Below are 19,508 nucleotides of genomic sequence, written 5' to 3' on the forward strand. Positions count from 1 at the left end.
GTGGATAAGTTATTCCACCGTCACCGACTTCGCCAAGTTGCGCGGCTGATCCACGTCGGTGCCCTTGAGCACGGCGACGTAGTACGACAGCAGTTGCAGCGGGATGGTGTAGAGAATCGGCGACAGGATGTCGTTGATGTGCGGCATCTGCACCACGTGGGTGCCTTCGCCGTTGGACATCCCGGCCTTTTCGTCGGCGAACACAATGAGTTCGCCGCCGCGGGCGCGGACTTCCTGCAGGTTGGACTTGAGCTTCTCCAGCAGTTCGTTGTTCGGCGCGACGGTGACCACCGGCATGTCGTTGTCCACCAGCGCCAGCGGGCCGTGCTTCAGCTCGCCGGCCGGGTAGGCCTCGGCGTGGATGTAGGAGATCTCCTTGAGTTTCAGGGCCCCTTCCATCGCCACCGGGAATTGCGCGCCACGGCCCAGGAACAGGGTGTGGTTCTTCTCGGCGAACAGCTCGGAGATCTTCTCCACGGTGCTGTCCATGGCCAGGGCCTCGCCGAGGCGGGTCGGCAGGCGGCGCAGTTCTTCCACCAGGGTGGCTTCGACACCGGCGCCCAGGGTGCCGCGCACCTGACCCAGGGACAGGGTGAGCAGCAGCAGGCCCACCAGTTGGGTGGTGAAGGCCTTGGTCGAAGCCACACCGATTTCGCGGCCGGCCTGGGTCAGCAGGGTCAGGTCGGACTCGCGCACCAGCGAGCTGATGCCGACGTTGCAGATCGCCAGACTGGCGAGGAAGCCCAGTTCCTTGGCGTTGCGCAGCGCGGCCAGGGTGTCGGCGGTTTCGCCGGACTGGGAAATGGTGACGAACAGGGTGTCCGGCTGCACCACCACCTTGCGGTAGCGGAACTCGCTGGCGACTTCGACCTGGCACGGAATGCCGGCCAGCTCTTCGAGCCAGTAACGGGCGACCATGCCGGCGTGGTAGCTGGTGCCGCACGCGACGATCTGCACGTTGCGCACCTTGGCGAACAGTTCGGCGGCCTGCGGGCCGAAGGCTTGAACGAGGACCTGGTCCTGGCTCAGGCGACCTTCCAGGGTGCGTTGCACCACCGTTGGCTGCTCGTGGATTTCCTTGAGCATGTAGTGGCGGAACTCGCCCTTGTCGGCGGCTTCGGCGCCGTCGCTGTACTGCACGGTCTGGCGCTCGACGGCCTGGCCGTTGACGTCCCAGATCTGCACGCTGTCGCGGCGGATGTCGGCGATGTCGCCCTCTTCCAGGTACATGAAGCGGTCGGTGACCTGACGCAGGGCCAATTGGTCGGAGGCGAGGAAGTTCTCGCCCAGGCCCAGGCCGATCACCAGCGGGCTGCCGCTGCGGGCGGCGACCACGCGATCGGGCTGCTGCGCGCTGATCACCGCCAGGCCGTAGGCGCCGTGCAGTTCCTTGACGGTGGCCTTGAGGGCGACGGTCAGGTCCTTCAGCTCCTTGAGCTTGTGGTTGAGCAGGTGGGCGATGACTTCGGTGTCGGTGTCCGAGGAAAAGACATACCCGAGCGCCTTCAGTTGTTCGCGCAAGGCTTCATGGTTCTCGATGATGCCGTTGTGCACCACGGCGATGTCGCCGGAGAAATGCGGGTGGGCGTTACGCTCGCTCGGCGCGCCGTGGGTCGCCCAGCGGGTGTGGGCGATGCCGAGGCGACCGACCAGCGGGTGCTCGGCCAGGGCCGCGTCCAGTTCGCTGACCTTGCCCACGCGGCGGGTGCGCTCCAGGGTGTTGGCGTTGGTGTACACCGCCACGCCGGCGCTGTCGTAGCCCCGGTATTCGAGGCGCTTGAGGCCTTCGAGCAGGATGGCGGTGATGCTGCGTTCAGCGACGGCGCCGACAATTCCACACATGCTTATTTCTCCTGACTGACAGTCGCGCAAATCAAATTGATGCCGCGGGCCTGTATCTGATCCCGTGCCTCCTGAGGCAGGCGATCATCGGTGATGAGGGTATGGACGCTGCTCCAGGGCAGCTCCAGGTTGGGAATCTTGCGGCCGATCTTGTCGGCCTCGACCATCACGATCACCTCCCGCGCCACTTCGGCCATCACCCGGCTCAGGCCGAGCAGCTCGTTGAACGTCGTGGTGCCGCGCACCAGGTCAATGCCGTCGGCGCCGATGAACAACTGGTCGAAGTCGTATGAGCGTAGTACCTGCTCGGCGACCTGGCCCTGAAAGGACTCCGAATGCGGATCCCAGGTGCCGCCGGTCATCAGCAGCACGGGTTCGTGCTCGAGCTCGCTCAAGGCATTGGCGACGTGAAGGGAGTTGGTCATGACCACCAGGCCCGGCTGATGGCCGAGTTCCGGGATCATGGCGGCGGTGGTGCTGCCGCTGTCGATGATGATGCGGGCGTGCTCGCGGATGCGCGTGACCGCCGCGCGGGCGATGGCCTGCTTATATTTCGAGACGTTCTGGCTGGTGTCCGCCACCAGTTCCTGCGGCATGGTGATGGCGCCGCCGTAACGGCGCAGCAGCAGGCCATGGCTTTCCAGTGCGGCCAGATCCTTGCGAATCGTAACTTCGGAGGTTTCGAAGCGTTTCGCCAGTTCATCCACGCTCACTTCGCCCTGCTCGTTGAGCAAGGCCAGGATGTTATGGCGGCGTTGGGGCGTGTTGCGTTTCGACATGGCCGATTAAGTTTCGATTCGAAAGATAATGGGCGCAATCAAAACCTATCAGGGGAAAATGGTCAAGCCTGCCGCTGGAATTTCTTCTGTGGAAAAGCTTCGCGGGCAAGCCCGCTCCCACCATGATTCTCAAGGAACCTGTTGGAGCGGCTTGCCCGCGAAAGGGAGGAGCCGAGCTGTGCATAACTGTCGGCCCGCCTGCTGATGTGGATAACTCAGCCCTTCTTGATCTTCTCCGGTCGTTTCCAGCCGTCGATGTTGCGCTGTTTCGCACGGCCGACCGCCAATTGGGCCTTATCCACATTCTGGGTGATGGTCGATCCGGCCGCGGTGGTCGCACCGGCAGAGATATCCACAGGCGCCACCAACGAGTTGTTGGAGCCGATGAACACGTCCTCGCCCAGCACGGTCTTCCACTTGTTGGCGCCATCGTAGTTGCAGGTGATGGTGCCGGCGCCGATGTTGGTGCGGGCGCCGATCTGCGCATCGCCCAAGTACGTCAGGTGCCCGGCCTTGGCGCCCTCGCCCATGTGGGCGTTCTTCAGTTCGACGAAGTTACCCACATGGGCCCGGGCTTCCAGCACGGTGCCCGGGCGCAGGCGGGCGAACGGTCCGGCATCGCTGCCTTCGCCCAGCACCGCCCCTTCGAGGTGGCTGTTGGCCTTGACCACCGCGCCCTTGCGCAGGGTGCTGTCCTTGATCACGCAGTTCGGGCCGATGACCACGTCGTCCTCGATGACCACCTTGCCTTCGAGAATGACGTTGATGTCGATCAGCACGTCCCGACCGACGGTCACTTCCCCGCGCACATCGAAACGGGCCGGGTCACGCAGCGTCACGCCCTGGGCCATCAGCCGGCGGCCGGCGCGCAACTGATAGTGGCGCTCCAGTTCGGACAGCTGCTTGCGGTCGTTGGCGCCCTGCACTTCCATCGCGTCATCAGGCTGCTCGGTGGCCACCACCAGGCCGTCGCTGACCGCCATGGCGATCACATCGGTCAGGTAATACTCGCCCTGGGCGTTGTTGTTGGAGAGCCGGCCCATCCAGTCGCCCATGCGCCGGAACGGCAGGGCCAGAATGCCGGTGTTGCCTTCGGTGATGGCCCGCTGGGCCTCGTTGGCGTCCTTCTGCTCGACGATGGCCGTGACCTTGCCGTCGGCGTCGCGCACGATGCGGCCGTAGCCGGTCGGGTCGTCGAGCTCGACGGTCAGCAGCCCGAGCTGTTCAGGGCCTGCCTGCTTCAGCAGGCGGCGCAGGGTGTCGACCTCGATCAACGGCACATCGCCGTAGAGGATCAGCACGGTATCGGCCTGGATGAACGGCACGGCTTGGGCGACGGCGTGGCCGGTGCCCAGTTGCTTGTCCTGCAGCACGAAATTCAGGTCATCGGCCGCCAGGCGTTCGCGCACCGCATCGGCCCCGTGCCCGATCACCACATGGATGCGCTGCGGCTCCAGCTGGCGGGCGCTGTGGATAACATGGCCGAGCATGGAGTTGCCGGCGATCGGGTGCAGCACCTTCGGCAGTGCCGAACGCATGCGGGTGCCTTGGCCGGCCGCGAGGATAACGATTTCAAGAGACATGACTGGCTACCAATCCTGGGTGGTCAGCGATTGCGACCGGGTTGTGAAAATCGGAAATAAAAAAGGGTAGCCGAGGCTACCCTTTTTTAACAATCGCACAACAAGCGACCGGTGGATTAACCACCGAACTTCTTGCGGATCTGCTGGACGGTACGCAGCTGAGCTGCGGCCTCGGCCAGACGTGCGGACGCAGCGCCGTAATCGAAATCAGCGCCTTTGTCGTGCAGAGCCCGCTCGGCGGCCTTGACGGCTTCCTGAGCAGAGGCTTCATCCAGGTCGGCAGCACGTTGCACGGTGTCGGCGAGAACCTTGACCATGTTCGGCTGAACCTCGAGGAAACCGCCGGAGATGTAGAACACCTCGGCATCCCCGCCTTGCTTGATCAGGCGGATCGGACCCGGCTTGAGATTGGTGATCAGCGGCGCGTGACCCAGGGCGATACCCAGATCACCCAGTGCACCGTGCGCAATCACCATCTCGACCAGGCCGGAAAAGATTTCCCCTTCCGCACTGACGATGTCGCAATGGACTGTCATAGCCATCTGATTGCCTCAACCTAAATTAGCGCCCGTTGCCGGGCGCCGGGATTACAGTTTCTTGGCTTTCTCGATCGCTTCTTCGATGCCGCCAACCATGTAGAACGCTTGTTCCGGCAGGTGGTCGTAGTCACCGTTGAGGATGCCTTTGAAGCCAGCAATGGTGTCCTTCAGGGAAACGTATTTACCCGAAGCACCGGTGAAGACTTCAGCCACGAAGAACGGCTGCGACAAGAAGCGCTGGATCTTACGGGCGCGGGCCACCAACTGCTTGTCGGTTTCCGACAGCTCGTCCATGCCCAGGATCGCAATGATGTCCTTCAGCTCTTTGTAGCGCTGCAGCACGTACTGAACGCCGCGAGCGGTTTCGTAGTGCTCGTTGCCGATCACGTTCGGGTCCAGCTGACGCGAAGTCGAGTCCAGTGGGTCTACCGCTGGGTAGATACCCAGGGAAGCGATGTCACGGGACAGAACGACGGTGGCGTCCAAGTGGGCGAAGGTGGTCGCCGGCGACGGGTCGGTCAGGTCGTCCGCAGGTACGTATACGGCCTGGATCGAGGTGATCGAACCTTGCTTGGTCGAAGTGATGCGCTCTTGCAGCACACCCATCTCTTCAGCCAGGGTCGGCTGGTAACCTACCGCCGATGGCATACGGCCCAGCAGTGCGGACACTTCGGTACCGGCCAGGGTGTAACGGTAGATGTTGTCGACGAACAGCAGAACGTCGTTACCTTCGTCACGGAACTTCTCGGCCATGGTCAGGCCGGTCAGGGCTACGCGCAGACGGTTTCCCGGCGGCTCGTTCATCTGGCCGTAGACCAGTGCCACTTTGTCCAGAACGTTGGAGTCCTTCATCTCGTGGTAGAAGTCGTTACCCTCACGGGTACGCTCGCCCACACCGGCGAACACGGAGTAACCGCTGTGCTCGATGGCGATGTTACGGATCAGTTCCATCATGTTTACGGTCTTGCCTACACCGGCACCACCGAACAGACCGACTTTACCGCCCTTGGCGAACGGGCAGACCAGGTCGATAACCTTGATGCCGGTTTCGAGCAGGTCGTTGCCGCCGGCTTGTTCCGCGAAGGAAGGAGCGGCGCGGTGGATGCCCCAGCGCTCTTCTTCGCCGATCGGGCCGGCTTCGTCGATCGGGTTGCCCAGCACGTCCATGATCCGGCCCAGGGTCGCTTTACCGACCGGTACGGAGATGGCTGCGCCAGTGTTGTTGACGTCCAGACCACGCTTCAGGCCTTCGGTCGAGCCCATCGCAATGGTACGAACCACGCCGTCGCCCAGCTGCTGCTGAACTTCCAGGGTGGTATCGGCGCCTTGAACCTTCAAGGCGTCGTAGATGCTCGGTACGCTGTCGCGTGGGAATTCCACGTCGATGACGGCGCCGATGATTTGAACGATACGTCCGCTACTCATAGCTGGATCCTCTGAATATTTGAACCGTTAAACCGCGGCAGCGCCGCCGACGATTTCCGAGATCTCTTGGGTGATCGCAGCCTGACGCGCCTTGTTGTAGATCAGCTGCAAATCGCTGATCAAATCACCGGCGTTGTCGGTGGCGTTCTTCATCGCGATCATCCGCGCAGCTTGTTCAGCCGCGTTGTTCTCGACCACCGCCTGGTACACCTGCGACTCCACGTAACGCACCATCAGGCCGTCAAGCAGCTCTTTGGCGTCCGGTTCGTAGAGATAGTCCCAGTGGTGCTTGAGTTCTTGATCCGGGGTCGCCACCAGTGGAATCAACTGCTCCACGGTCGGCGTCTGCGTCATGGTGTTGACGAACTTGTTGGACACCACGGACAGGCGGTCGATACGGCCTTCCAGGTAGGCATCCAGCATTACCTTGACGCTGCCGATCAGGTCATTGATCGACGGCTCTTCACCCAAGTGGCTGATGGCTGCGACGACGTTACCGCCGAAGTTGCGGAAAAACGCCGCACCCTTGCTGCCTACAACGCACAGATCAATCTCGACGCCGTTTTCGCGGTTTACCGTCATGTCCTTGACCAGGGCCTTGAACAGGTTGGTGTTCAAGCCGCCGCACAGACCACGGTCACTGCTCACCACGACATAGCCGACACGCTTCACTTCGCGGTCGATCATGAACGGATGGCGGTATTCCGGGTTGGCGTTGGCCAGATGCCCAATTACCTGGCGGATACGCTCCGCATAAGGACGGCTAGCAGCCATGCGCAGTTGTGCCTTGCGCATTTTGCTGACCGCCACTTTTTCCATGGCGCTGGTAATTTTTTGCGTGCTTTTGATGCTCGCAATCTTACTGCGAATCTCTTTTGCGCCTGCCATGTAACACCTATCAGGTTAGCAAGCGGGAGCCTTGCGGCTCCCGCTGCGGCTTACCAGGTTTGGGTGGCCTTGAACTTCTCGATACCGGCTTTGAGGCCAGCGTCGATTTCGTCATTGAAGTCACCCTTCACGTTGATCTTGGCCATCAAATCGGCGTGATCGCGGTTGAAGTAAGCAATCAGCGCTTGCTCGAAGCTGCCGACTTTGGCGATTTCGATGTCGGTCAGGAACCCACGCTCAGCGGCATACAGCGACAGCGACATGTCGGCGATCGACATCGGCGCGTATTGCTTCTGCTTCATCAGCTCGGTAACGCGCTGACCATGCTCGAGTTGCTTGCGGGTCGCTTCGTCCAGGTCCGATGCGAACTGGGCGAATGCCGCCAGTTCACGGTACTGGGCCAGCGCGGTACGGATACCGCCCGACAGCTTCTTGATGATCTTGGTCTGAGCGGCACCACCCACACGGGATACCGAAACACCGGCGTTCACTGCAGGGCGGATGCCCGAGTTGAACATGGCCGATTCCAGGAAGATCTGACCGTCGGTGATGGAGATCACGTTGGTCGGAACGAACGCGGAAACGTCGCCAGCCTGGGTTTCGATGATCGGCAGAGCGGTCAGGGAACCGGTTTTGCCGGTCACTGCGCCGTTGGTGAACTTCTCGACGTACTCTTCCGAAACGCGGGATGCGCGCTCCAGCAGACGGGAGTGGAGATAGAACACGTCGCCTGGGTACGCTTCGCGTCCTGGCGGACGGCGCAGCAGCAGGGAGATCTGACGGTAGGCAACGGCCTGCTTGGACAGGTCATCGTAGACGATCAGTGCGTCTTCACCGCGGTCACGGAAGAATTCGCCCATGGTGCAACCGGCGTAAGGAGCCAGGAATTGCAGTGCGGCGGATTCCGAGGCGCTGGCGGCAACGATGATGGTGTTGGCCAGTGCACCGTTCTCTTCCAGCTTGCGAACCACGTTGGCGATGGTCGATTGCTTCTGACCAACGGCTACGTAGACGCAGAAAATGCCGCTGTCTTTCTGGTTGATGATCGCGTCGATCGCCAGAGCGGTCTTGCCGATCTGACGGTCGCCGATGATCAGCTCACGCTGGCCACGGCCGACAGGGATCATGGCATCGACGGCCTTGTAGCCAGTCTGTACAGGCTGGTCTACCGACTTACGCCAGATCACGCCCGGAGCAACTTTCTCGACCGCGTCGGTCTCGGTGTTGTTCAGCGGACCTTTGCCGTCGACAGGGTTGCCCAGTGCGTCGACGACGCGACCCAGCAGCTCCTTACCGACAGGAACTTCCAGGATGCGGCCGGTGCACTTGGCGCTCATGCCTTCAGCCAGACTGGTGTACGCGCCCAGTACAACGGCACCTACGGAGTCTTGCTCCAGGTTGAGGGCCATACCGTAGACGCCGCCCGGAAACTCGATCATCTCGCCGTACATGACGTCGGCCAGACCGTGAATCCGCACGATGCCGTCAGATACGCTGACGACAGTGCCTTCGTTACGGGCTTGGGAGGTCACATCGAGCTTTTCGATGCGGCCCTTGATAATTTCACTAATTTCGGAAGGATTGAGTTGCTGCATTGCTCTGCTGCCCCTTCAAACTCAAGATTTCAATGCTTCGGCCAGTTTCGCGAGTTTGCCGCTAACTGAGCCATCGATAACCAGGTCGCCGGCGCGGATGACAACGCCCCCGATAAGGGAGCTGTCTTCCTCGACCTGCAGGCGCACTTCCCGGTTGAGTCGTGCACTGAGAACCTTGGCGAGTTTGTCTTGCTGTTCTTGGTTCAATGCGAATGCACTGGTGACTTCCACATCTACCGATTTCTCCTGCTCGGCCTTGTACAGGTCGAACAGGGCGGCGATCTCCGGCAACAGCGGGAGACGGTCGTTTTCGGCAACGACGTGGATGAAGTTCTGTGCCTTGTCATCAAACTTGTCGCCGCACACGTCAATGAACGTGGCGGCCTTTTCTGCGCTCGTCAGTCGCGGGGCCTTGAGCACGCGCTGCATGGTGCCGTCTTGCGACACCGCTGCTGCCAGGCCGAGCATGGCTGACCAATTGGCCAGTTGCTGGTGGGCCTGAGCGTGCTCGAAGGCCGCCTTAGCGTAAGGTCGGGCCAACGTGGTCAGTTCTGCCATGATCGCCCTCGCTTAGATTTCAGCAGCCAGTTGGTTAACCAGCTCTGCGTGCGCGTTTTGATCGATTGACTTGCCCAGGATCTTCGAAGCGCCGCCAACGGCCAGGCTGCCCACTTGGGCACGCAGCGCGTCTTTGACACTGTTCAGTTCCTGTTCGATCTCGGCCTGAGCCTGAGCCTTCACACGGTCAGCTTCGACGCGAGCCTGTTCACGGGCTTCGTCAACGATCTGGTTACCGCGCTTCTTGGCTTGCTCGATGATTTCAGCTGCCTGGGCTTTCGCTTCGCGCAGTTGCTGACCCGCTTTCTCTTGGGCCAACTCCAGGTCGCGAGCTGCACGGCTGGCAGCGTCCAGACCATCAGCGATCTTCTTTTGACGTTCGTGCAGAGCCGCGATGACCGGAGGCCATACGAACTTCATGCAGAACAGTACAAAAATCAGGAACGCAACGGACTGGCCAATCAGGGTCGCATTAATGTTCACGCCAACACCTCGCAGTTACGTTGTCCATCACACCAAATTACCCGGAAGATCCGAGTAATCAGCCAGCGATCTGACCAACGAACGGGTTCGCAAAGGTGAAGAACAGAGCGATACCAACACCGATCATGGTTACGGCGTCGAGCAGACCGGCAACGATGAACATTTTGACTTGCAGCATTGGAACCATTTCCGGCTGACGCGCAGCGCCTTCCAGGAACTTGCCGCCCAGCAGGCCGAAACCAATTGCGGTACCCAGTGCGCCCAGGCCGATCAACAGTGCAACAGCGATAGCGGTTAGACCAACTACAGTTTCCATCTTTCCTCCCGACTTTTACGTCGTATGGTTTAGGTTTTTTAGATTAAAGCGGTAAAACAAATCGTTTCAGAGGCCCCGTCAGGAGCCCCCTCCCGTTTGACCGGGAGGGACATCAGACCAGCCGAAGCTGCCCTTAATGGTTTTCTTCGTGCGCCATCGACAGGTAGACGATGGTCAGCATCATGAAGATGAACGCCTGCAGGGTGATGATCAGGATGTGGAACACAGCCCACGCCCACTGCAGCGCAACGCCCAGGCCGCTCAGCCACAGCAGGCCGGAGCCGAACATCACGGCGATCAGGATGAACACCAGCTCGCCGGCATACATGTTGCCGAACAGACGCAGTGCCAGAGAGATCGGTTTGGCGATCAGGGTCACGAACTCCAGCAGGAAGTTCACCGGGATCAGGAGCGCCTGGACCAGGATGTTCTTGCTGCCGAACGGGTGCAGGGTCAGCTCGCCGATGAAGCCGCCGATGCCCTTGACCTTGATGCTGTAGAAGATGATCAGTGCGAAAACCGAGAACGCCATGCCCAGGGTCGCGTTCGGGTCGGTGGTCGACACGGCGCGGAACGGGATGTGGTGGTCACCGGAGATCAGGATGGCCAGTTGAGGGATCCAGTCCACCGGCACCAGGTCGACGGCGTTCATCAGGAACACCCATACGAAGATGGTCAGCGCCAGCGGTGCGATCACCGGGCTGCGGCCGTGGAAGCTGTCCTTCACGCTGCCGTCGACGAACTCGACCAGGACTTCAACGAAGTTCTGCAGCGCGCCCGGCTGACCGGAGGTCGCCTTCTTGGCCGCCATGCGGAACAGGAATACGAAGATCAGGCCCAGGGCAACCGACCAGCCGAGGGTATCGACGTGGAAAGCCCAGAAACCCATTTCCTTGGCTTCTGCCGCGGTGTGGGCAAAGCCCCAGCCGCCGTTGGGTAGCTGACCGAAGGTCAGGTTCTGCAAGTGGTGCTGGATATAGCCCGAAGCCGTTGTTTCTGCCATGGTTGCCTCAAACGCCCTAAGGTCTCGAAAGTCTTGTTCTCATCAGCAGGGGAGCGAACCAGCTGACCGACTGGGTCAGCACGAACGCGCCGAACACAGCGATCGGCGCCAATGGCTTCACACCTGCAAACACCAGTGCAAACAGCACTGCCGTCAAAATCAGTTTGCCTGCCTCGCCGGCGTAAAAAGACCGGACGATGGACTGGGCTGCTCGGGCGCCGGAAAACCGAAATGCCTTGTGAGCGAAATAAACATTGGGCAGCAAGGCTATCAGGCCTCCGCAAAGACCCGAGTATCCGGCAACGACTCCGCGCCATTGCCAAAGCGCCAAAGCGGCGATCAGCAGAATGACCAACTGAGCCATCAACACCGGAAAAACCGCCAGGCGATGGAAAGGCAAGCGGTTTGGCGTGCGGGTTTCCATCACTGTTGCTCTCCAATGGTCGGCTGCCGAAATTCAATAACTTGGCATAATTTGTGCCGACAAAATGCGCGCAGAGTATAGGGGCGGTTCTGCCCCTATTCAACTGTCAGGTAGTGATTTCCGACTGCGCGCTACAAGAGGAATTGTTTCAGCGGATGTGTGCAAGCACGCCCTGAAGCTCGTCGAGGGAGTTGTAGCCGATCACCAGCTGACCCTTGCCCTTCTTGCCGTGGCGGATCTGCACCGCAGAGCCTAGGCGCTCGGCCAGACGCTGTTCGAGGCGGGCGATGTCCGGGTCCGGTTTGGCCGGCTCCGCAGGCTGCGGTTTGCCGCTGAGCCATTGCCGAACCAGTGCCTCGGTTTGGCGCACGGTGAGGCCGCGTGCGACAACATGTCGCGCCCCTTCGACCTGCTGATTGTCCGGCAAACCGAGCAAGGCACGGGCGTGCCCCATTTCCAGGTCACCGTGGGACAGCATGGTCTTGATCACTTCAGGCAAGGCGATCAGCCGCAGCAGGTTGGCCACCGTGACGCGGGACTTGCCCACCGCCTCGGCGACCTGTTGCTGGGTCAGCTGGAATTCCTGCTGCAGGCGCTGCAGGGCGATCGCTTCTTCGATCGGGTTCAGGTCTTCGCGCTGGATGTTCTCGATCAGCGCGATGGCGATGGCCGTTTCGTCCGGCACGTCGCGCACCATCGCCGGGATGGTTTCCTGCCCGGCCTGCTGGCTGGCGCGCCAGCGGCGCTCGCCGGCGATGATTTCGAAGCGGCCGCTGCCGATGGGGCGCACCACGATCGGCTGCATCACGCCCTGGGCCTTGATCGATTGCGCCAGCTCTTCGAGCGCTTGCGGATCCATGTCCCGGCGCGGTTGGTACTTGCCGCGCTGGAGCAGGTCCAGCGGCAGGTGCTGCAGTTCGCGCAGATCGGCCTGCGCCGCCTGCTCTTCCAGTGCGCTGACGCTCGGACCGCTCAGCAGTGCATCCAGTCCACGTCCGAGACCTCGTTTCTTGACGGCCATGGGGATTCCTTAAGTTGGCTGGGCGGCGGCGATGCGTGAATTCTTGCGCTGACGGCGAACCATCTCGCCGGCCAGGGCCAGGTAGGCCAGCGCACCGCGCGATTGCTTGTCGTAGGCCAGGGCCGGCATGCCGTAGCTCGGCGCTTCGGCCAGGCGCACGTTGCGCGGGATCACCGTGTCGTACAGCTGATCGCCGAAGTGCTCCTTGAGCTGCGCGGAGACGTCGTTCATCAGGCTCAGGCGCGGGTCGAACATGGTGCGCAGCAGCCCCTCGATCTTGAGGTTGGGGTTCAGCAGTTCAGCGATGCGCTTGATGTTATCCACAAGGTCGCTCAAGCCTTCGAGCGCGTAGTACTCGCACTGCATGGGGATGATCACGCCATCGGCGGCCACCAGCGCGTTGAGCGTCAGCATCGACAGCGACGGCGGGCAGTCGATCAGGATGTAGTCGTAGTTCTCGCGGATCGGCGCCAGGGCGCTGCGCAGACGGCTTTCCTTCATCTGCATTTCCAGGAGGACGACTTCCGCCGCGGTCAGGTCGCGGTTGGCCGGCAGCAGTTGATAACCGCCGTGCTCGGAAAAGTGCATGGCCTGGGCCAGGTCGCATTCGCCGATCAGCAAGTCGTAGACCGAGTTTTCCAGGCCATGTTTATCCACACCGCTACCCATGGTGGCGTTGCCCTGTGGATCGAGATCGATCAGCAGCACCCGGCGCTTGGTCGCGACCAGGGATGCTGCGAGGTTGATGCAGGTGGTGGTCTTGCCCACACCACCCTTCTGGTTCGCTATCGCGAATACCTTAGCCATTCTTGCTTGTGTTCCCAATCATGCCGTGCGGCGCAGTATCAGCAGATGGCGTTGGCCTTGGCAACCGGGTACGGCCAGGGCGTGTTCGCTATCGAGTTTGAAGTCTGCCGGCAATGCTACCAGCTCATCGGCCGGATGGACGCCCTTCATTGCCAGCCAGCGGGTGTCGGCGTCGCCGAGGTGGCGGGTCCAGCCGGTGAAGTTCTCCATGCTGCTGAACGCCCGGGAAATGATCCCGTTGAACGGCTGCGCAGGCTGGAAGGCCTCGACCCGGCTGTGGACAACTTGCAGGTTATCCAGTTTGAGCTCGAGTTTGACCTGGGTCAGGAAGCGGGTCTTCTTGCCGTTGGCGTCCAGGCACGTCACTTGTGCGTCCGGATACAGGATCGACAACGGGATGCCCGGCATGCCGCCGCCGCTGCCCACATCCAGCCAACGGCCGTTTTCGATGAACGGCATCACGCTCAGGCTGTCGAGCAGGTGACGGGAAACCATCTCGTCCGGATCGCGCACGGCGGTCAGGTTGTAGGCCTGGTTCCATTTGATCAACAGGGCCAGGTAACCCAGCAGTTTCTCGTGCTGGGTTTCGCTGAGGTTGACACCGAGCGCACGGGCTCCTGTGGATAACTCTTCGGCGTGTTGCGAAGTGACCTTAGAACTCAAGCGCTTTGCTCCAACTGACGGCCCGCGCCGCGTTTTTTCAAATGAATCATCAATAGGGAAATCGCCGCCGGGGTGACGCCCGGAATCCGCGACGCCTGGCCCAGGGTCTCAGGGCGGGTCGCGCCGAGCTTGCCCTGGATCTCCTTGGAGAGACCGGAAATGCTCGCGTAATCGATATCCACAGGCAGTTTCGTGTCTTCGCAGGCGCGCAGGCGGGCGATCTCGTCCTGCTGCCGGTCGATGTAACCGGCGTACTTGGTCTTGATCTCGACCTGTTCGGCGACCTGTGGATCTTCGGCGCCCTGCCCGGTCACTTCGACCAGACCAGCGTAGTCGATTTCCGGACGGCTCAAGAGGTTGAGCAAGTTGTATTCGTGGGTCAGTGGCGTGCCGAACTTTTCGGCGATCGCATCGCCCTGGGGTGTGCCCGGGCGAACCCAGGTGCTTTTCAGCCGCTGCTCTTCCAGCTCGATGCCTTCGCGCTTCTTGCAGAACGCCGCCCAACGCGCGTCGTCGACCAGGCCGAGTTCGCGGCCTTTTTCGGTCAGGCGCAGGTCGGCGTTGTCCTCGCGCAGGATCAGGCGGTACTCGGCACGGGAAGTGAACATGCGGTACGGCTCTTGGGTGCCGAGGGTGATCAGGTCGTCGACCAGCACGCCGATGTACGCCTCGTCGCGGCGCGGGCACCAGGCTTCTTTGCCCTTGGCCCGCAGCGCGGCGTTGGCGCCGGCCAGCAGACCTTGGGCGCCGGCCTCTTCGTAGCCGGTGGTGCCGTTGATCTGGCCGGCGAAGAACAGGCCGCCGATGACTTTGGTCTCCAGGCTGTACTTCAGGTCGCGGGGGTCGAAGTAGTCGTACTCGATCGCATAGCCCGGCCGCACGATGTGCGCGTTCTCCATGCCACGGATCGATTGCACGATCTGCAGCTGGACGTCGAACGGCAGGCTTGTGGATATCCCGTTCGGGTACAGCTCATGGGTGGTCAGGCCTTCAGGTTCGATGAACACCTGATGGCTTTCCTTGTCGGCGAAACGGTGGATCTTGTCTTCGATCGACGGGCAGTAGCGCGGGCCGATGCCCTCGATCTCGCCGGCGTCGGAGTACATCGGCGAACGGTCGAGGTTCGCCGCGATGATCTCGTGGGTGCGCGCGTTGGTGTGGGTGATCCAGCAGCTGACCTGCCGCGGATGCTGTTCCTTGGTGCCCAGGAACGACATGACCGGGATCGGCGTGTCGCCCGGCTGCTCGGTCATCACCGAGAAATCCACAGACCGGCCGTCGATGCGCGGCGGCGTACCGGTCTTCAGGCGGCCGACGCGCAGCGGCAGCTCACGCAGGCGACGGGCCAGGGCGATCGAGGGCGGATCGCCGGCGCGGCCGCCGGAATAATTCTGCAGGCCGATGTGGATAAGTCCGCCGAGGAACGTGCCGGTGGTCAGCACCACGGAATCGGCGAAGAAACGCAGACCCATTTGGGTGACGACACCGCGCACTTGTTCCTGCTCGACGATCAGGTCGTCGGCGGCCTGTTGGAATATCCACAGGTTGGGCTGGTTTTCCAGGATCTCGCGGACAGCGGCCTTGTACAGGATCCGGTCGGCTTGTGCGCGGGTCGCCCGCACCGCCGGGCCTTTGCGGCTGTTCAATACGCGGAACTGAATGCCGCCCAGATCGGTGGCCATGGCCATCGCGCCGCCGAGGGCGTCGATTTCCTTGACCAGATGGCTCTTGCCGATGCCGCCGATGGCCGGGTTGCAGCTCATGGCGCCGAGGGTTTCCACGTTGTGCGTCAGCAACAGGGTCTTTGCCCCCATGCGCGCTGACGCCAGTGCTGCCTCGGTACCGGCATGACCGCCGCCGATGACGATCACTTCAAAACGGGAAGGGAAATCCACCACGCACCTCGTGCCTGCTTAAGTAGGTATTTAAGGAAAAATTCGATCTCAGGTTTCTGGACCTGGTCGGCAAGTATAGGGACTTCGCCTTTCCTAAAGAACCCTTTGCACAAAATTTAACCAGCTGTGGAAAAATCGCGGACAAAAAAATTAAAAAGGAAAGAAATGTATAAAACCTTGTTTTTATGTTTATTCTTAGGCCCGCCCCTATCTGTGGATAACAGGCTGAACGCCTTTGTTTTCAATCTGTACAGAGATTCATAAGTCTGTGTCCATGTGCCACGGAGCCATTGGGATAACCGCCTTAAGCCTGTGGATGAAAGGGGTCGTTATCCACAGATGCGGTTATATCCAGTTTTCAGGCCCTGTTATCAACTGACCTCATCGGCAGTTATTCACAGGGCTTAATCCACAGAAATCAGACGAACGAGAACGCTCCGGGCATGGAAAATCCGACCGGGCAGAACGTGTCTGGTCGACGTTTGAGAGAGGAATGATGGGAAGGAAGGGCAGACAGGCCGCGATTGGGCCTGTCTATGGGAGACGGCTGGATTACTTGCCGATGCAGAAGCTGGAGAAGATTCGTCCCAGCAGGTCGTCCGAACTGAACGCGCCGGTGATTTCCCCCAGGGATTGCTGGGCCTGGCGCAAGTCTTCGGCCAGCAGTTCACCGGCGCCGGCGAGGGTCAGTTGCGCGCGGCCGTGCTCCAGCGCCGCACTCGCGTGACGCAGGGCTTCGAGGTGCCGGCGTCGGGCGCTGAAGCTGCTTTCCGCCGTCTGTTCGTAGCCCATGCAGGCCTTGAGGTGTTCGCGCAGCAACTCAAGCCCCTCGCCCGCCGACTTCGCACTGAGGCTGATCGTGACATGGCCATCGTCGCTGACCTCCAGGGCGATCGCCTCCCCGGTCAGGTCAGCCTTGTTGCGGATCAGGGTCACGCGGGCCGGATCCGGCTTCGTTTCCAGGAATTCCGGCCACAGAGCGAACGGATCGGCGGCCTCCGGCGCGGTGGCGTCGACCACCAGCAGCACCCGGTCCGCTTCATTGATGGCTTTGAGGGCGCGTTCGACGCCGATCTTTTCCACATGGTCGTCGGTGTCGCGCAGGCCGGCGGTGTCCACGACATGCAACGGCATGCCGTCGATGTGGATATGTTCGCGCAGAATGTCCCGGGTCGTGCCGGCGATCTCGGTCACGATCGCCGCTTCCCGGCCGGCCAGCGCATTGAGCAGGCTGGATTTGCCGGCATTCGGCCGACCGGCGATCACGACGGTCATGCCGTCGCGCAACAATGCGCCCTGCCCGGCTTCACGGAGCACGGTGGACAAGTCGTCACGCACCTTGTCGAGCATGCTCAGCACATGGCCATCGGCGAGAAAGTCGATCTCTTCCTCGGGGAAGTCGATGGCGGCCTCCACATAGATGCGCAGGCCGATCAGTTGCTCGGTGAGTTCATGCACACGCTGGGAGAACGCACCCTGCAGAGAGCGCAACGCATTGCGCGCCGCTTGTGCGGAACTGGCTTCGATCAGGTCGGCGATGGCCTCTGCCTGAGCCAGGTCGAGCTTGTCGTTGAGGAACGCGCGTTCGCTGAATTCGCCGGGGCGCGCCAGTCGGCAGCCCAGTTCCAGGCAGCGCTTGAGCAGCATGTCCAGCACGATCGGGCCGCCATGGCCCTGCAGTTCCAGCACGTCTTCGCCGGTGAAGGAATTGGGGCCCGGGAAATACAGCGCCAGTCCTTCGTCCAGCACCTCTCGGTCGGCGCTGAAGAACGGGCCGTAGTGGGCGAACCGGGGTTTCAGTTCGCGGCCGCTGATGGCTTTCGCCGCGGCACCGGCCAGCGGGCCGGAAATGCGGACGATGCCCACACCGCCGCGCCCCTGGGCAGTGGCGACGGCGGCGATGGTTTCACGAGGTGCGCTCATAAACCGGTATCCAGACAAAAGTGGCAGATAGCAAAACGCCCCACTAGGGGGCGTTTTGAGTGGTTATCCACAGAGTAAGTTACGCCTCGGCTTTTTTCGTCGCCGATTCGATCTTACGCGTGATGTACCACTGTTGGGCAATCGACAGGCAGTTGTTCACAACCCAGTACAGCACCAGACCGGCCGGGAACCACAGGAAGAAGAAGGTGAAGATGATCGGCATCATTTTCATCACCTTGGCCTGCATCGGATCCGGCGGCGTCGGGTTCAGCTTCTGCTGGATGAACATGGTGGCGCCCATGATGATCGGCAGGATGAAGAACGGATCCTTGATCGACAGGTCGGTGATCCACAGCATGAACGGCGCCTGGCGCATTTCCACGCTTTCGAGCAGTACCCAGTACAGCGAGAGGAAGACCGGCATCTGAACCAGGATCGGCAGGCAGCCGCCCAGCGGGTTGATCTTCTCTTTCTTGTACAGCTCCATCATGGCTTGCGACATTTTCTGCCGGTCGTCGCCATGCTGTTCCTTCAGTGCAGCCAGTTTCGGCGCCACGGCGCGCATGCGGGCCATGGACTTGTAGCTGGCGGCCGACAGCGGGAAGAACAGACCCTTGATCAGCATGGTCAGGAAGATGATCGACCAGCCCCAGTTGCCGACGATGCTGTGGATATGTTGCAGCAGCCAGAAGATCGGCTGGGCGATGAACCACAGGATGCCGTAGTCGACGGTCAGTTCCAGGCCTGGGGACAACTCTTTCAGGACCGCCTGGCTCTTTGGACCTGCGTACAGCACGGCGCTGGTTTCGACCTTGGCGCCTGGCGCAGCGGTCAATGTGGAGCCGGTGTAGCCGATGATGTAGTTGCCTTTGCTGTCCTTGCGGGTCTGGACGATGTTGCTTTCGCCCTTCGGAGCCACCCACGCGGTCACGAAGTAGTGCTGCAGCCAGGCGACCCAACCACCGTTGACGGTTTCCTTGAGCTGACCTTTGTCCATGTCCTTCATGGACACTTTCTTGTACGGCTCGGAACTTGTCCACAGAGCGGCGCCCAGGTAGGTCGCGGTGCCGGTGGCAGTTGTGGACGACGGATCGGCGCTGGCGTCACGCTTGAGCTGGGCGAACATCGCGCCAGTCCAGGGTTGTGCGCTCTGGTTGTCGATCAGGTAGGAAACGGTCACGTCGTACAGGCCGCGCTTCAGGGTGAAACGCTTGATGTAGTTGACGCCGTCCTTGCTGAACTTCAGGTCGACGACCAGTTGGTCCTGGCCGTCGGCCAGTTGATAAGTCTTCTTCTCCGACGCGTACAGCGGACGGCCGGCCGGGTTCGCGTCCGGGCCGTTGGTGCCGATCAGGCCGCTTTGCGCCAGGTAGATGCGCTCGCCGCCGTTGTCGAACAGCTGGAACGGCACGTCCGGACGGTCCTGGCGACGCGGATACAGCGGCAGGGTCAGTTGAGCGACGTCGCCACCCTGTGGATCGATCGCCAGATCGAGCACGTCGGTCTTGATCTGGATCAGGTCCTTGCTGACGGCGACCGGCGCTTCGGCGGGCGCGTTGCTGTCGCTCGCGGCGTGCGGAATGTCGTCGTTGGCGGAGGCGTTATTGCCGGTTGCGGTGTCCGGCAAGCCAGATGTGGTCGTGCTCGAGGCAACATTCTGAGTCGGCAGGGCAGTTTGACCGTAGTCCTGGTTCCATTTAAGGACCATGACGTAGGACACGATTGCCAGGGCGACGATCAGGACCGTGCGTTTGATATCCATGA

18 protein-coding genes are annotated in these 19,508 nt (G+C 61.4%); all 18 read right to left on the reverse strand.

The annotated features are described in order from the left end of the window. Positions 1 to 9 precede the first annotated feature (9 nt). Positions 10 to 1,842, reverse strand: a complete 1,833-nt coding sequence (gene glmS / locus CAG33_RS12825; RefSeq protein WP_085638699.1) for a glutamine--fructose-6-phosphate transaminase (isomerizing) — start codon at positions 1,840 to 1,842, stop codon at positions 10 to 12. Between the two features lie 2 nt (positions 1,843 to 1,844). Next, positions 1,845 to 2,621 (reverse strand): DeoR/GlpR family DNA-binding transcription regulator, encoded by a 777-nt coding sequence (locus CAG33_RS12830; protein ID WP_085579242.1) that lies wholly within the window; start codon positions 2,619 to 2,621, stop codon positions 1,845 to 1,847. A 215-nt stretch (positions 2,622 to 2,836) separates the two neighbouring features. Then, positions 2,837 to 4,204 carry a bifunctional UDP-N-acetylglucosamine diphosphorylase/glucosamine-1-phosphate N-acetyltransferase GlmU gene (gene glmU, locus CAG33_RS12835; RefSeq protein ID WP_085579245.1) on the reverse strand — a complete coding sequence of 456 codons (1,368 nt, stop codon included), beginning with the start codon at positions 4,202 to 4,204 and terminating at the stop codon, positions 2,837 to 2,839. Between the two features lie 116 nt (positions 4,205 to 4,320). Beyond that, complete coding sequence (locus tag CAG33_RS12840; protein WP_085579247.1) at positions 4,321 to 4,746, reverse strand: F0F1 ATP synthase subunit epsilon; 426 nt, start codon at positions 4,744 to 4,746, stop codon at positions 4,321 to 4,323. 45 nt (positions 4,747 to 4,791) lie between these two features. Further along, complete coding sequence (gene atpD / locus CAG33_RS12845; RefSeq protein ID WP_085638702.1) at positions 4,792 to 6,168, reverse strand: F0F1 ATP synthase subunit beta; 1,377 nt, start codon at positions 6,166 to 6,168, stop codon at positions 4,792 to 4,794. 27 nt (positions 6,169 to 6,195) lie between these two features. Continuing rightward, on the reverse strand, positions 6,196 to 7,056 hold the full coding sequence (gene atpG / locus CAG33_RS12850) for a F0F1 ATP synthase subunit gamma (RefSeq protein WP_085579249.1): 861 nt from the start codon (positions 7,054 to 7,056) through the stop codon (positions 6,196 to 6,198). A gap of 50 nt (positions 7,057 to 7,106) precedes the next feature. Next, a complete protein-coding gene (gene atpA, locus CAG33_RS12855; protein WP_085579251.1) occupies positions 7,107 to 8,651 on the reverse strand; it encodes a F0F1 ATP synthase subunit alpha in 1,545 nt (514 codons plus the stop codon). A 21-nt stretch (positions 8,652 to 8,672) separates the two neighbouring features. Further along, positions 8,673 to 9,209: a F0F1 ATP synthase subunit delta gene (locus tag CAG33_RS12860; protein WP_085579253.1), complete on the reverse strand. Its 537-nt coding sequence runs from the start codon at positions 9,207 to 9,209 to the stop codon at positions 8,673 to 8,675. Between the two features lie 12 nt (positions 9,210 to 9,221). Continuing rightward, on the reverse strand, positions 9,222 to 9,692 hold the full coding sequence (locus CAG33_RS12865) for a F0F1 ATP synthase subunit B (RefSeq protein ID WP_085579255.1): 471 nt from the start codon (positions 9,690 to 9,692) through the stop codon (positions 9,222 to 9,224). Positions 9,693 to 9,750: 58 nt separating this feature from the next. Next, positions 9,751 to 10,008, reverse strand: coding sequence for a F0F1 ATP synthase subunit C (gene atpE / locus CAG33_RS12870; RefSeq protein ID WP_003097235.1), 258 nt, complete (start codon positions 10,006 to 10,008; stop codon positions 9,751 to 9,753). Between the two features lie 133 nt (positions 10,009 to 10,141). Then, positions 10,142 to 11,011: a F0F1 ATP synthase subunit A gene (gene atpB, locus CAG33_RS12875; protein WP_085579257.1), complete on the reverse strand. Its 870-nt coding sequence runs from the start codon at positions 11,009 to 11,011 to the stop codon at positions 10,142 to 10,144. Positions 11,012 to 11,027: 16 nt separating this feature from the next. After that, a complete protein-coding gene (locus CAG33_RS12880) occupies positions 11,028 to 11,435 on the reverse strand; it encodes a F0F1 ATP synthase subunit I (RefSeq protein ID WP_085579259.1) in 408 nt (135 codons plus the stop codon). A 148-nt stretch (positions 11,436 to 11,583) separates the two neighbouring features. Continuing rightward, positions 11,584 to 12,456, reverse strand: coding sequence for a ParB/RepB/Spo0J family partition protein (locus tag CAG33_RS12885; RefSeq protein ID WP_085630347.1), 873 nt, complete (start codon positions 12,454 to 12,456; stop codon positions 11,584 to 11,586). 9 nt (positions 12,457 to 12,465) lie between these two features. Beyond that, entirely contained in the window at positions 12,466 to 13,263 is a 798-nt protein-coding gene (locus tag CAG33_RS12890; protein WP_085579263.1) for a ParA family protein, read from the reverse strand. Positions 13,264 to 13,281: 18 nt separating this feature from the next. Further along, the gene (rsmG, locus tag CAG33_RS12895) at positions 13,282 to 13,926 is read right to left on the reverse strand and encodes a 16S rRNA (guanine(527)-N(7))-methyltransferase RsmG (protein WP_085579265.1); all 645 of its coding nucleotides are present in this window, start codon (positions 13,924 to 13,926) and stop codon (positions 13,282 to 13,284) included. After that, positions 13,923 to 15,821, reverse strand: coding sequence for a tRNA uridine-5-carboxymethylaminomethyl(34) synthesis enzyme MnmG (gene mnmG / locus CAG33_RS12900; protein WP_085638705.1), 1,899 nt, complete (start codon positions 15,819 to 15,821; stop codon positions 13,923 to 13,925). Before mnmG ends, rsmG begins: the two co-directional genes overlap by 4 nt. A 552-nt stretch (positions 15,822 to 16,373) precedes the next feature. Continuing rightward, the gene (gene mnmE, locus CAG33_RS12910; RefSeq protein WP_085579270.1) at positions 16,374 to 17,744 is read right to left on the reverse strand and encodes a tRNA uridine-5-carboxymethylaminomethyl(34) synthesis GTPase MnmE; all 1,371 of its coding nucleotides are present in this window, start codon (positions 17,742 to 17,744) and stop codon (positions 16,374 to 16,376) included. A 79-nt stretch (positions 17,745 to 17,823) separates the two neighbouring features. Then, the gene (gene yidC, locus CAG33_RS12915) at positions 17,824 to 19,506 is read right to left on the reverse strand and encodes a membrane protein insertase YidC (protein ID WP_085579272.1); all 1,683 of its coding nucleotides are present in this window, start codon (positions 19,504 to 19,506) and stop codon (positions 17,824 to 17,826) included. Between the last annotated feature and the right edge of the window lie 2 nt (positions 19,507 to 19,508).

This window comes from Pseudomonas sp. B3(2017), assembly GCF_002113595.1.
Classification (GTDB): domain Bacteria; phylum Pseudomonadota; class Gammaproteobacteria; order Pseudomonadales; family Pseudomonadaceae; genus Aquipseudomonas; species Aquipseudomonas ekonensis.

Bases quoted from the DNA above. Each gene is read 5' to 3' on its own strand.
- glmS (WP_085638699.1), bottom strand. From the start codon at position 1,842: ATGTGTGGAATTGTCGGCGCCGTCGCTGAACGCAGCATCACCGCCATC.
- CAG33_RS12830 (WP_085579242.1), bottom strand. From the start codon at position 2,621: ATGTCGAAACGCAACACGCCCCAACGCCGCCATAACATCCTGGCCTTG.
- glmU (WP_085579245.1), bottom strand. From the start codon at position 4,204: ATGTCTCTTGAAATCGTTATCCTCGCGGCCGGCCAAGGCACCCGCATG.
- CAG33_RS12840 (WP_085579247.1), bottom strand. From the start codon at position 4,746: ATGGCTATGACAGTCCATTGCGACATCGTCAGTGCGGAAGGGGAAATC.
- atpD (WP_085638702.1), bottom strand. From the start codon at position 6,168: ATGAGTAGCGGACGTATCGTTCAAATCATCGGCGCCGTCATCGACGTG.
- atpG (WP_085579249.1), bottom strand. From the start codon at position 7,056: ATGGCAGGCGCAAAAGAGATTCGCAGTAAGATTGCGAGCATCAAAAGC.
- atpA (WP_085579251.1), bottom strand. From the start codon at position 8,651: ATGCAGCAACTCAATCCTTCCGAAATTAGTGAAATTATCAAGGGCCGC.
- CAG33_RS12860 (WP_085579253.1), bottom strand. From the start codon at position 9,209: ATGGCAGAACTGACCACGTTGGCCCGACCTTACGCTAAGGCGGCCTTC.
- atpE (WP_003097235.1), bottom strand. From the start codon at position 10,008: ATGGAAACTGTAGTTGGTCTAACCGCTATCGCTGTTGCACTGTTGATC.
- atpB (WP_085579257.1), bottom strand. From the start codon at position 11,011: ATGGCAGAAACAACGGCTTCGGGCTATATCCAGCACCACTTGCAGAAC.
- CAG33_RS12880 (WP_085579259.1), bottom strand. From the start codon at position 11,435: ATGGAAACCCGCACGCCAAACCGCTTGCCTTTCCATCGCCTGGCGGTT.
- CAG33_RS12885 (WP_085630347.1), bottom strand. From the start codon at position 12,456: ATGGCCGTCAAGAAACGAGGTCTCGGACGTGGACTGGATGCACTGCTG.
- CAG33_RS12890 (WP_085579263.1), bottom strand. From the start codon at position 13,263: ATGGCTAAGGTATTCGCGATAGCGAACCAGAAGGGTGGTGTGGGCAAG.
- mnmE (WP_085579270.1), bottom strand. From the start codon at position 17,744: ATGAGCGCACCTCGTGAAACCATCGCCGCCGTCGCCACTGCCCAGGGG.
- yidC (WP_085579272.1), bottom strand. From the start codon at position 19,506: ATGGATATCAAACGCACGGTCCTGATCGTCGCCCTGGCAATCGTGTCC.